11 protein-coding genes and 1 other annotated feature are annotated in these 12,374 nt (G+C 54.5%); of the genes, 9 read left to right on the top strand and 2 right to left on the bottom strand.

The features are described from left to right. Positions 1 to 57 precede the first annotated feature (57 nt). The 8 genes from OGW44_RS18470 (at position 58) to hemH (ending at position 8,225) form a co-directional block, all read left to right on the top strand. Positions 58 to 435, top strand: coding sequence for a DUF454 family protein (locus tag OGW44_RS18470; RefSeq protein ID WP_029139439.1), 378 nt, complete (start codon positions 58 to 60; stop codon positions 433 to 435). Positions 436 to 628: 193 nt separating this feature from the next. After that, positions 629 to 1,180 (top strand): adenine phosphoribosyltransferase, encoded by a 552-nt coding sequence (gene apt, locus OGW44_RS18465; protein WP_006685676.1) that lies wholly within the window; start codon positions 629 to 631, stop codon positions 1,178 to 1,180. 118 nt (positions 1,181 to 1,298) lie between these two features. Continuing rightward, positions 1,299 to 3,227 (top strand): DNA polymerase III subunit gamma/tau, encoded by a 1,929-nt coding sequence (gene dnaX, locus OGW44_RS18460; RefSeq protein ID WP_016152081.1) that lies wholly within the window; start codon positions 1,299 to 1,301, stop codon positions 3,225 to 3,227. Continuing rightward, positions 2,560 to 2,624: a sequence feature (DnaX frameshifting element), on the top strand. Its footprint overlaps the gene before it by 65 nt. Positions 3,228 to 3,285: 58 nt before the next feature. Further along, a complete protein-coding gene (locus OGW44_RS18455; protein ID WP_003021764.1) occupies positions 3,286 to 3,615 on the top strand; it encodes a YbaB/EbfC family nucleoid-associated protein in 330 nt (109 codons plus the stop codon). After that, positions 3,615 to 4,220, top strand: coding sequence for a recombination mediator RecR (gene recR, locus OGW44_RS18450; RefSeq protein WP_016152082.1), 606 nt, complete (start codon positions 3,615 to 3,617; stop codon positions 4,218 to 4,220). Before OGW44_RS18455 ends, recR begins: the two co-directional genes overlap by 1 nt. Positions 4,221 to 4,330: 110 nt before the next feature. After that, a complete protein-coding gene (htpG, locus tag OGW44_RS18445; RefSeq protein WP_016152083.1) occupies positions 4,331 to 6,205 on the top strand; it encodes a molecular chaperone HtpG in 1,875 nt (624 codons plus the stop codon). A gap of 232 nt (positions 6,206 to 6,437) precedes the next feature. Further along, complete coding sequence (gene adk, locus OGW44_RS18440; RefSeq protein WP_003021773.1) at positions 6,438 to 7,082, top strand: adenylate kinase; 645 nt, start codon at positions 6,438 to 6,440, stop codon at positions 7,080 to 7,082. Positions 7,083 to 7,262: 180 nt separating this feature from the next. After that, positions 7,263 to 8,225, top strand: a complete 963-nt coding sequence (hemH, locus tag OGW44_RS18435; protein ID WP_185654230.1) for a ferrochelatase — start codon at positions 7,263 to 7,265, stop codon at positions 8,223 to 8,225. Here the strand turns inward: hemH and aes are convergent. After that, positions 8,222 to 9,181, bottom strand: coding sequence for an acetyl esterase (gene aes, locus OGW44_RS18430; RefSeq protein WP_185654231.1), 960 nt, complete (start codon positions 9,179 to 9,181; stop codon positions 8,222 to 8,224). The genes hemH and aes overlap by 4 nt on opposite strands. A 152-nt stretch (positions 9,182 to 9,333) precedes the next feature. On the opposite strand from aes, the gene gsk reads away from it, so the two are divergent. Next, positions 9,334 to 10,638 (top strand): inosine/guanosine kinase, encoded by a 1,305-nt coding sequence (gene gsk / locus OGW44_RS18425; RefSeq protein WP_185654232.1) that lies wholly within the window; start codon positions 9,334 to 9,336, stop codon positions 10,636 to 10,638. A gap of 45 nt (positions 10,639 to 10,683) precedes the next feature. Here the strand turns inward: gsk and ybaL are convergent, their stop codons facing one another. Further along, entirely contained in the window at positions 10,684 to 12,363 is a 1,680-nt protein-coding gene (gene ybaL / locus OGW44_RS18420; protein WP_016152087.1) for a YbaL family putative K(+) efflux transporter, read from the bottom strand. Between the last annotated feature and the right edge of the window lie 11 nt (positions 12,364 to 12,374).

Genomic DNA, 12,374 nt, shown 5'->3' with positions numbered 1-12,374 from the left:
ATGAAAATGAGAACTGTTATGATAAAGTAGCGATTCTCTGTGTTAAGTATTCATATTATGCAACGCATTATTCTAATCATCATAGGCTGGATAGCGGTAGTGTTAGGAACGCTGGGCGTTGTATTGCCTCTGTTGCCGACAACGCCGTTTATCTTGCTGGCCGCCTGGTGTTTTGCTCGCTCATCGCCGCGTTTTCACGACTGGTTGCTGTACCGTTCGTGGTTCGGCGGGTATCTGCGCCACTGGCAAAAACACCGCGCGATGCCGCCGGGAGCAAAGCCGCGCGCTATTTTGTTGATCCTGGTGACGTTTAGTATTTCACTGTGGCTGGTCAATATGATGTGGGTACGCGGCCTGCTGCTGGTTATTCTCGCCTGTTTACTGATTTTTATGTGGCGGATCCCGGTGATTGATGAAAAACAACAAAAGCAGTAAAGCGCAATAAACGCTGTTGCAATTGTCTCTCACAGCCAGTAAATTCGACCGTTTTCGAGCACAGGCGCAGGTGGTCAAAGGTTAAGCAAATATAACCTTGGCTCTTATACAGACACAAAATCATTCAAGATACGTCGAGGATGAAGTGTATAGTGCGCCGTGAAGTAATACTGTATTAATCAGGCACAAACTTATGACCGCGACTGCACAGCAGCTTGAGTTTCTCAAAAATAGCATCAAAAGCATCCACGACTACCCAAAACCGGGCATTCTTTTTCGTGATGTCACCAGTTTACTGGAAGACCCGAAAGCCTACGCCCTCAGTATTGAATTGCTGGTTGAACGCTACAAAAATGCGGGTATCACTAAAGTGGTTGGTACCGAAGCGCGTGGCTTCCTGTTTGGCGCGCCGGTAGCGTTGGGTCTGGGTGTTGGTTTTGTTCCGGTACGTAAACCCCGTAAGCTTCCGCGTGAAGTTATTGCTGAGAGCTATGAGCTGGAATACGGCACCGATCAACTGGAAATCCACGTAGATGCCATCAAACCTGGTGATAAAGTCCTGGTTGTGGACGACCTGCTGGCAACTGGCGGCACGATTGAAGCGACCGTGAAACTGATCCGCCGTCTGGGTGGCGAAGTGACCGATGCTGCATTTATCATTAACCTGTTTGATCTGGGTGGCGAGCAGCGTCTGGAAAAGCAGGGACTGACCTGTTATAGCCTGGTTCCATTCCCGGGCCACTAATTTCGGGCTATCTTATCTCGGCAGATTAATACCGAGACACACAACCTCGCCGTCGCTGCGAGGTTGTGTTAGCATTATCCCCCTGTGAATCCACCCTCCAGCCTTTCAGAGCCTGCCAATGAGTTATCAGGTCTTAGCCCGAAAATGGCGCCCACAAACCTTTGCTGACGTCGTCGGCCAGGAACATGTGCTGACGGCACTGGCGAACGGCTTGTCGTTAGGGCGTATTCATCATGCTTATTTGTTTTCCGGCACCCGTGGCGTCGGGAAAACGTCAATCGCCCGTTTGCTGGCGAAGGGATTAAACTGTGAAACCGGCATCACCGCTACGCCGTGCGGCGTGTGTGATAACTGCCGTGAAATCGAGCAGGGGCGCTTTGTCGATTTGATTGAAATCGACGCCGCCTCACGCACCAAAGTCGAAGACACCCGTGACCTGCTGGATAACGTCCAGTACGCGCCAGCGCGCGGTCGCTTTAAGGTCTATTTGATTGACGAAGTGCACATGCTGTCGCGCCACAGTTTTAACGCCTTGCTGAAAACGCTCGAAGAGCCGCCCGCACACGTTAAGTTCCTGCTGGCGACCACCGATCCGCAGAAGCTGCCGGTGACTATCCTGTCGCGCTGTCTGCAATTCCATCTTAAAGCGTTGGATGTCGAACAGATTCGCCATCAGCTTGAGCATATCCTCAAAGAAGAGCATATCGCCCATGAGCCACGTGCGTTGCAACTGCTGGCTCGCGCCGCGGACGGCAGCCTGCGCGATGCGCTGAGCCTGACCGATCAAGCGATCGCCAGCGGCGATGGTCAGGTCTCGACCGACGCGGTCAGCACCATGCTTGGTACGCTGGACGACGACCAGGCGCTCTCGCTGGTTGAAGCGGTTGTGGCTGCGGACGGCGAACGCGTTATGACGCTGGTGAACGATGCCGCCGCGCGCGGTATTGAATGGGAAGCGCTACTGGTTGAGATGTCGGCTCTGCTGCATCGTATTGCCATGGTTCAGCTTTCACCTGCCGCGCTCGGCAGCGATATGGCCGCGATTGAACAGCGTATGCGCGAACTGGCGCGAATCGTCCCGCCAACCGATGTGCAGCTTTACTACCAGACCCTGTTAATCGGGCGCAAAGAACTGCCGTATGCGCCGGACAGGCGAATGGGCGTTGAAATGACGCTGCTACGTGCGCTGGCTTTTCATCCGCGCATGCCGCTCCCGGAACCTGAAGCCCCGCGACAGTCTTTTGCCCCGGTCGCACCCACTGCGGTGATGAACCCGACGCAGGTGCCGCAGCAGCCTGCGGCAGCGCAACAGCAACAGAATGTGCCGCTCTCCGATGCTACCAGCCAGGTGCTGGCGGCACGCAGCCAGCTGCAACGCGCTCAGGGAGCAACCAAACCAAAAAAGAGTGAACCGGCAGCCGCTTCCCGCGCGCGGCCGGTGAATAATGCTGCGCTGGAAAGACTGGCTTCGGTGTCGGAACGTGTTCAGGCGCGCCCAACTGTCTCTGCGCTGGAAAAAGCGCCAGCGAAGAAAGAAGCGTATCGCTGGAAAGCGACCAATCCTGTTGCAGAAGTCAAAGAAGTCGTCGCTACGCCGAAAGCGCTGAAAAAAGCGCTTGAGCATGAAAAAACGCCAGAACTGGCGGCAAAGCTGGCGGCTGAGGCCATCGAACGCGACCCGTGGGCCGCACAGGTAAGCCAGCTCTCGCTGCCTAAACTGGTGGAGCAGGTGGCGCTTAATGCCTGGAAAGAAGAGAATGGCAACGTGGTTTGCCTGCACCTGCGTTCCACGCAGCGACACCTTAACTCCAGTGGCGCGCAGCAAAAACTGGCCGAAGCATTGAGTTCCTTAACGGGGTCAACGGTTGAATTGACCATCGTTGAAGATGATAATCCAGCGGTGCGCACGCCGCTGGAGTGGCGTCAGGCCATTTATGAAGAGAAACTCGCGCAGGCGCGTGAGTCGATTATTGCGGATAATAACATTCAGACGCTGCGTCGTTTTTTCGATGCGGACCTGGACGAAGAGAGTATTCGCCCCATTTGATCGTCAGCCCTTACGGTTTGACGGTCGTCATCCCTTAACGTGATTGAGAGAGAAGCCTATGTTTGGTAAAGGCGGTCTGGGTAACCTGATGAAACAGGCCCAGCAGATGCAAGAAAAAATGCAGCAGATGCAGGAAGAAGTCGCCAAGCTGGAAGTGACCGGCGAATCTGGCGCGGGTCTGGTAAAAGTAACCATCAACGGCGCGCATAACTGCCGTCGTGTGGAGATCGATCCAAGCCTGCTGGAAGACGACAAAGAGATGCTGGAAGACTTGGTTGCTGCGGCATTCAACGACGCCGCGCGCCGTATTGAAGAGACGCAGAAAGAGAAGATGGCCTCTGTTTCCTCCGGAATGCAGCTGCCGCCTGGCTTTAAGATGCCGTTCTGATGCAAACCAGCCCGCTGTTAACTCAGCTTATGGAAGCGCTGCGCTGTCTGCCGGGCGTTGGCCCGAAGTCTGCGCAGCGCATGGCGTTCACGCTGCTTCAGCGCGATCGCAGCGGCGGGATGCGTCTGGCGCAGGCGTTAACGAAGGCGATGTCGGAAATCGGCCACTGTGCCGATTGCCGCACATTCACAGAACAAGACGTCTGCAACATCTGCTCGAACCCGCGTCGCCAGGAAAACGGTCAGATTTGCGTGGTGGAGAGTCCGGCGGACATCTACGCCATTGAGCAAACCGGGCAATTTTCTGGACGTTACTTCGTGCTGATGGGACACCTGTCGCCGCTGGACGGTATTGGCCCTGATGATATCGGACTGGATCGTCTTGAGCAGCGGCTGGCATCTGAGCAAATCAGCGAACTGATCCTGGCGACCAATCCCACGGTCGAAGGAGAGGCGACCGCCAACTATATTGCTGAGCTTTGCATGCAATATGACGTTGAAGCCAGCCGTATCGCCCATGGCGTTCCGGTTGGTGGCGAGCTGGAAATGGTCGATGGCACCACGCTGTCGCACTCTCTGGCAGGACGACACAAGATTAAATTCTGAACAAACGGAGGCCGCGACGGCGGCTTCCGCTTGAAATCCTTCCCGCTTGTCCCCATTTCACCCTCAACCTGTTTTTACCATTGAAAATGGCATTGTTGAGGTAGACCTACATGAAAGGACAAGAAACTCGTGGTTTTCAGTCAGAAGTAAAACAGCTTCTGCACCTGATGATCCATTCTCTGTATTCCAATAAAGAAATCTTCCTGCGTGAGCTTATCTCTAACGCCTCGGATGCGGCAGACAAGCTGCGTTTTCGCGCACTGTCTAACCCGGACCTGTATGAAGGTGACGGTGAGCTGCGTGTGCGTGTTTCCTTCGATAAAGATAAGCGTACGTTGACCATTGCCGATAACGGCGTGGGGATGAACCGTGATGACGTTATCGATCATCTGGGGACCATTGCGAAATCCGGTACTAAATCTTTCCTTGAATCCATGGGATCCGATCAGGCAAAAGACAGCCAGTTGATCGGCCAGTTCGGGGTTGGCTTCTACTCTGCGTTCATCGTGGCGGATAAAGTCACCGTGCGTACCCGCGCAGCGGGCGATAAACCGGAAAATGGTGTGTTCTGGGAATCTGCGGGTGAAGGTGAGTACACCGTTGCCGACATCACCAAAGACGATCGCGGCACCGAAATCACGCTGCATCTGCGCGAAGGCGAAGACGAGTTCCTTGATGACTGGCGCGTACGTTCCATCATCAGCAAATATTCCGACCATATCGCGCTGCCGGTAGAGATCGAAAAATCCGAAGAGAAAGACGGCGAGACCGTAGTTTCCTGGGAAAAGATCAACAAGGCGCAGGCGCTGTGGACCCGTAACAAGTCGGAAATCAAAGACGACGAGTACAACGAATTCTACAAACATATCGCGCACGACTTCACTGATCCGCTGACCTGGAGTCATAACCGTGTGGAAGGTAAGCAGGAGTACACCAGCCTGCTGTACATCCCATCTCAGGCTCCGTGGGATATGTGGAACCGCGATCACAAGCATGGTCTGAAACTGTACGTTCAGCGCGTGTTCATTATGGACGACGCCGAGCAGTTTATGCCGAATTACCTGCGCTTTGTGCGTGGCCTGATAGATTCTAACGATCTGCCGCTGAACGTTTCTCGTGAGATCCTGCAGGACAGCACCGTCACCCGTAACCTGCGTAGCGCGCTGACCAAACGCGTACTGCAGATGCTGGAAAAACTGGCGAAAGACGACGCGGAAAAATACCAGACCTTCTGGAAACAGTTCGGCCTGGTGCTGAAAGAAGGCCCGGCGGAAGACAACGCTAACCAGGAAACGATCGCTAAGCTGATGCGCTTCGCGTCCACGCACACTGACTCCTCCGCACAAACCGTGTCGCTGGAAGACTACGTGTCGCGTATGAAAGAAGGGCAGGAGAAAATCTACTACATCACCGCAGACAGCTATGCGGCGGCGAAGAGCAGCCCGCACCTGGAACTGTTGCGTAAGAAAGGCATCGAAGTGCTGCTGCTTTCTGACCGTATCGATGAGTGGATGATGAACTACCTGACCGAGTTCGACGGTAAGGCATTCCAGTCCGTAGCCAAAGCTGACGAGTCCATCGACAAGCTGGCGGATGACGTTGACGAATCGGCAAAAGAAGCGGAAAAAGCGCTGACGCCGTTCGTTGAGCGCGTGAAAACCCTGCTGGGCGATCGCGTAAAAGAAGTGCGTCTGACTCACCGTCTGACCGACACGCCGGCCATCGTTACCACCGATGCGGACGAAATGAGCACCCAGATGGCGAAACTGTTCGCAGCTGCTGGCCAGGCCGTACCGGAAGTGAAATATATCTTTGAACTCAACCCGGATCACGTGCTGGTCAAACGCACGGCGGATACCCAGGACGAAGCGCAGTTCAAAGAGTGGGTTGAACTGCTGCTGGATCAGGCGCTGTTTGCTGAACGCGGCACGCTGGAAGATCCAAACCAGTTCATTCGTCGTATGAACCAGTTGCTGGTGTCCTGATAGCCGTAAGGTAATGCCGGATGATGCTAACGCGTGTCCGGCTTACACCATCTCGTCGATCCCTGGCCGGATACGGTGTTTACACCGCGATCCGGCATTTTCTCTCCTCATTTTTAATTTTCCCACCGTTAACCGTTTCAGCGTCGGGTGTCTTCCTTGAGCCAATTGCGTGATGGTGGTATCGTTTAGCGCTTTTTAAAAAATATCGACAACCTTTAAGGGGATTTTCGTAATGCGTATCATTCTGCTTGGCGCTCCGGGCGCGGGTAAAGGAACTCAGGCTCAGTTCATCATGGAGAAGTATGGTATTCCGCAAATCTCCACCGGTGATATGCTGCGTGCTGCCGTGAAATCTGGCTCCGAGCTGGGCAAACAAGCGAAAGACATCATGGACGCCGGTAAGCTGGTGACTGATGAGCTGGTGATCGCGCTGGTAAAAGAGCGTATTGCTCAGGAAGACTGCCGTAATGGTTTCCTGCTTGATGGCTTCCCACGTACTATTCCGCAGGCTGATGCCATGAAAGAAGCAGGCATCAACGTGGACTACGTTCTTGAATTCGACGTTCCGGACGAGCTGATCGTTGACCGTATCGTGGGTCGTCGCGTACACGCTGCTTCTGGCCGCGTTTACCACATCAAATTCAACCCGCCTAAGGTTGAAGGCAAAGACGACGTGACCGGCGAAGAGCTGACCACCCGTAAAGACGATCAGGAAGAGACTGTACGTAAGCGCCTGGTGGAATACCATCAGATGACCGCTCCGCTGATCGGCTACTACTCTAAAGAAGCGCAGGCGGGTAACACCAAATACGCGAAAGTTGACGGCACCCAGGCTGTGGCTGACGTTCGCGCAGCGCTGGAAAAAATCCTCGGTTAAGTTTTAGCGCAGTCAATGCCGGATGGCGGTGTAAACACCTTATCCGGCCTACGATTTTATGTAGGCCTGATAAGCGCAGCGCCATCAGGCAAATTCTCGTCTTACCTTTCACAGCAATTAGTTCTTCTTTATCGCTTTTCCGCTACAATTATCAACAATTTGAATCGATAAGAGGCGGTAATGCGTCAGACGAAAACCGGTATCCTGCTGGCAAACCTCGGCACTCCCGATGCCCCAACCCCCGAAGCCGTTAAGCGCTACCTGCGCCAGTTTTTAAGCGATCAACGCGTAGTCGATACGTCACCTGCGCTGTGGTGGCCGCTGCTGCGTGGTGTGATTTTGCCGCTGCGTGCGCCACGCGTGGCAAAGCTGTACCAGTCAATCTGGATGGAAGACGGTTCCCCGCTGATGGTCTACAGTAAGGCGCAACAGCAGGCGCTGGCACAACGTCTGCCACATACGCCTGTCGCGCTGGGGATGAGCTACGGTTCACCGTCGCTTGAAAGCGCGGTCGATGAACTGCTGGCAAGCGGAGTTGAACACATGGTGGTGTTACCGCTGTACCCGCAATATTCCTGTTCTACCGTGGCGGCAGTCTGGGACGAACTGGCGCGAATCTTAGCGCGTAAACGCAGTATTCCTGGTATCTCATTTATTCGTGATTACGCCGATGACAGCAGCTACATTGATGCGCTGGCCAAGAGCGTCCGTGATTCATTTGCTCAACATGGTGAACCCGATTTGCTGCTGCTTTCCTACCACGGTATTCCGCAGCGCTACGCCGATGAAGGCGATGACTACCCGCAGCGCTGCCGCGATACGACTCGTGAGCTGGTTTCAGCGCTTGGCTTGCCGCCGGAAAAAGTGATGATGACCTTCCAGTCTCGCTTTGGCCGTGAACCGTGGTTGACGCCATATACCGATGAAACGTTAAAAATGCTGGCGGAGAAAGGGACCCGACATATCCAGGTCATGTGTCCGGGCTTCGCGGCTGATTGTCTCGAAACGCTGGAAGAGATAGCGGTGCAAAACCGGGAGATTTTCCTTGAGGCAGGCGGTAAGCAATATGAGTATATTCCGGCGCTGAATGCCACACCGGAACATATCGAAATGATGGTTAAACTGACCGCAGCCTACCGTTAAAGCTGCGCTCTGAAGTAACGCGCGCCCTCCCGCAACGCATCGTCGGCGGTTTTCATCATCCGCGAATAGTGCAGGAAGGCGTGCAACGTACCGGGGTACATTTTGTACTGGCAGGGCTGCTGATGCGCCTGTAGCGTCTGGAATAATAAGCGGCTATCGTCAATCAGCGGATCAAACTCCGCACCGGCGATAAAACACGGCGGTACGTCGCGCGTCAGGTCGTTATTAAACAGGCAATAGTATGGTGATTCGCGATCGTCGGCGCTACGCAGGTACGCGTTTTCGTACATCTGCAGATCCTCGCGGGTTAAACCATCCCAGGCGCCGCCCATTAGCCGTCGGCTCAGTGAATCCTGCAGGCCGTAAAGCCCATACCACAACAGCACGCCAGCCACCTTGCCGCAGGCAATTTGTTTATCCCGCAACCACAACGCGCTGGCAAGCGCCAGCATGGCCCCGGCGGAATCGCCCGCAAAACCAATATGATTCACATTAAGGGAATAATCGCCAGAGTGCTGATAAAAGTACTGACAGACGGCGACAATCTCTTCGATGGCTTGCGGGTAGCGGGCCTCTGGCGCAAGCGAATAGTCGATGCCAATTATCGTGCACTGCGTATAGCGCGCCAGTAAACGCATAATGCGATCGTGGGTATCCAGATTACCGAGAATAAAACCGCCGCCGTGCAGGTAATATAGCGTCGCCTGGCTATGGGGCTGCGGAGCGTAAATTCGTGTGGCAACGGGGCCGTATGCGGTGGAAATAACACATTCTCGGGTATTTATCTGTGGGGCATCGGCATTCCACAACTGCCGTTCATGAATGTAGTGTTTACGCTGGGCCACAAAGTCATCGGCAGCGGGCCACGGCGGCAAATCTTCGCGATGAAAATTCACCACACTTTTCATTTCATCCGAAATGTTGTCGAGTACGGGGATCTTGTTTTCCGGCTTCATAAAGCGCTCCTTGTGAAGGTGAGTTATTGTAGAAATTCATCCCGGATAAACTGCGATCTCACCGTCCGATATTGAAACTCAGCGCCGCATCGCATGCGCAGCGGGGAATGTGCTACCATGCATCGCTCAGCTAACCACCCGTAAAATCGACCATGAAATTTCCCGGTAAACGTAAATCCAAACACTATTTCCCCGTCAGCGCGCGCGATCCGTTGCTGCAACAAATTCAGCCAGAAAATGAAACCAGCGCAGCCTGGGTGGTGGGTATTGACCAGACGCTGGTGGATATTGAAGCCAAAGTTGATGATAACTTTGTAAAACGTTATGGATTAAGTGCCGGGCACTCTCTGGTGATTGCAGATGATGTCGCTGAAGCGCTCTACCAGGAACTGGTATGTGAAAATTTGATCACCCATCAGTTTGCGGGCGGTACTATCGGTAATACGATGCACAACTACTCCGTGCTGGCGGATGACCGCTCGGTGCTGCTGGGGGTGATGTGCAGCAATATCGAGATTGGCAGCTATGCGTATCGCTATTTATGCAATACCTCCAGTCGTACCGATCTGAACTACCTGCAGGGTGTAGATGGACCGATTGGTCGCTGCTTTACGCTGATTGGCGAGTCCGGTGAGCGTACCTTTGCAATCAGCCCTGGGCATATGAACAAGCTGCGGGCGGATAGCATCCCTGAATCGGTGATTGCCGGAGCGTCCGCGCTGGTGCTGACGTCCTATCTGGTGCGCTGCGAGCCGGGCGAGCCAATGCCGGAAGCGACCATGAAGGCGATCGAATTTGCTAAAAAACACAATGTACCGGTGGTACTGACGCTGGGCACCAAATTTGTCATTGCCGATAATCCGCAGTGGTGGCAGGCATTCCTGAAAGAGCATGTCTCAATTCTGGCGATGAATGAAGAAGAGGCCGAAGCGCTGACCGGCGAAAACGATCCGCTGCTGGCGTCCGACAAGGCGCTGGATTGGGTGGATCTGGTGCTGTGCACAGCGGGACCGGCGGGTCTTTATATGGCGGGCTTTACGGAAGAAGAAGTCAAACGTAAAACCCAGCATCCGCTGCTGCCTGGGGCCATTGCCGAATTCAACCAGTACGAGTTTAGCCGCGCCATGCGCCATAAAGATTGTACCAATCCGCTGCGTGTGTATTCGCACATCGCACCGTATATGGGCGGTCCAGAGAAGATCATGAATACCAACGGCGCTGGCGACGGCGCGCTGGCGGCATTGCTGCATGATATTACCGCTAACAGCTATCACCGCAGCAACGTGCCTAACTCCAGCAAGCACAAGTTCACCTGGCTGACCTATTCGTCGTTAGCCCAGGTGTGTAAATATGCTAATCGCGTGAGTTATCAGGTGCTGAACCAGCATTCCCCGCGCCTGACGCGCGGTTTGCCGGAACGCGAAGATAGTCTCGAAGAGTCGTACTGGGATCGTTAAATCATGCACATGCCGGATAAGCGATAGCGTCATCCGGCAACGACATCAGCCTGTAACGACCACCTCACCTGCAGGCGGCGTTTCAATCAGTTCCAGCATGGTACGGGCGATTTCACGCTCACCCATGACGACCTGATTGGCGCCGCGTTCGGTAATGTATTCCACCTCGTCGTCATAATGCGCGCGCGCGATAATTTCAATCGACGGGCACTTCTCGCGTGCTGAAGCGACAATTTCACCCGCTTCATAGCCATTGGGAATAGTCAGCAGCAGCCAGCGTGCGCAATCCAGATGCGCCAGATTCATAATTTCTTCGTTGGCGGCATTTCCCAGCACCGCGCGGATCCCGCGCTCGCGCAGTTCATCCACTCGGGTGCGTGAGGTTTCGATAACTACCAGCGGGATCCCCGCAGCCATCAATTTCTCGCCCAGCAGGCTACCGACGCGCCCAAAGCCAACCAGCAGGGCGTGATTGCAGATATCCACCGGAATTTGCTTCTCTTCTTCAATAGCCTCTTCCAGCGTCTGTTCTTCCAGCGTTTCTGTTTTGGCGAGATATTTTTCTAACACCGCGAACAGCACCGGGTTAAGCATGATAGACAGGATCGCCCCCGCCAGCACCAGATTCTGTCCGGCCTGCGGCAGCAGGTTTAACGCCATGCCCAGACCCGCCAGGATAAAGGCAAATTCACCAATCTGCGCCAGGCTGGTGGCAATGGTGAGCGCTGTGCGTTGGGAGTGACCAAACAGGCGCACCAGGAAATAGGCGGCAAGGGATTTACCAAAGATGATAATCGCCAGCGTGCCCAGCACCGCCAGCGGTTGCTGAATCAGAATCATGGGATCAAAGAGCATCCCGACGGAAACGAAGAACAGTACGGCGAACGCATCGCGCAGCGGCAGGGTGTCATGCGCCGCACGGTGACTCAGTTCAGATTCGTTCAGCACCATGCCGGCGAAGAATGCCCCCAGTGCAAAGGAGACATCGAACAGCTCCACTGCGCCAAATGCGATACCTAATGCGAGGGCGAGGACTGACAGGGTAAACAGTTCGCGTGAGCCGGTTGCGGCGCTACGGGCCATAATCCACGGTACCAGGCGACGACCGACCAGCATCATAATTGCGATAAATGCCACCACCTTACCGATGGTAATGCCCATATCTACGGCCAGCGAGGCAAAGCCGACATCTTCTTTTTCCAGCATTCCAGCGACGGCTGGCAGGAGAACCAGCGTCAGCACCATCATCAGGTCTTCGACAATCAGCCAGCCAATGGCGATTTGCCCGCGCTGACTGTCAATGAGCTGCCTTTCTTCAAGCGCACGCAATAGCACCACGGTACTGGCGGTTGAAAGACACAGACCAAACACGATCCCTACCATCAGCGACCAGCCCATCACCGCTGAAAGCGCCATGCCCAGCAGCGTTGCCACCGCTATCTGGGCAATCGCGCCGGGAATGGCGATAGACTTTACCGCCATCAAATCCTTCAGCGAAAAGTGCAGCCCCACGCCGAACATCAGCAGGATTACGCCAAGCTCGGCCAGTTCAGGCGCTAACTTGGTATCAGCAACAAAACCAGGTGTAAATGGACCGGCCAGAACGCCCGCTAACAGATATCCCACCAGAGGAGAAATACGTAGTTTATTGGCAATCATGCCTAATATAAAAGCGAGCACAAGGCCGCCGACAATGGTGGTGATAAGCGGGGTGGCGTGATGCATTCCGTCTCCTT

Origin of the sequence: Citrobacter sp. Cb023, from assembly GCF_030336805.1 — a bacterium.
Taxonomy (GTDB): Bacteria; Pseudomonadota; Gammaproteobacteria; order Enterobacterales; family Enterobacteriaceae; genus Citrobacter; species Citrobacter braakii.
Note: the sequence above shows the minus strand (reverse complement) of the source record. Positions and strands in the feature narration are given on the sequence as shown.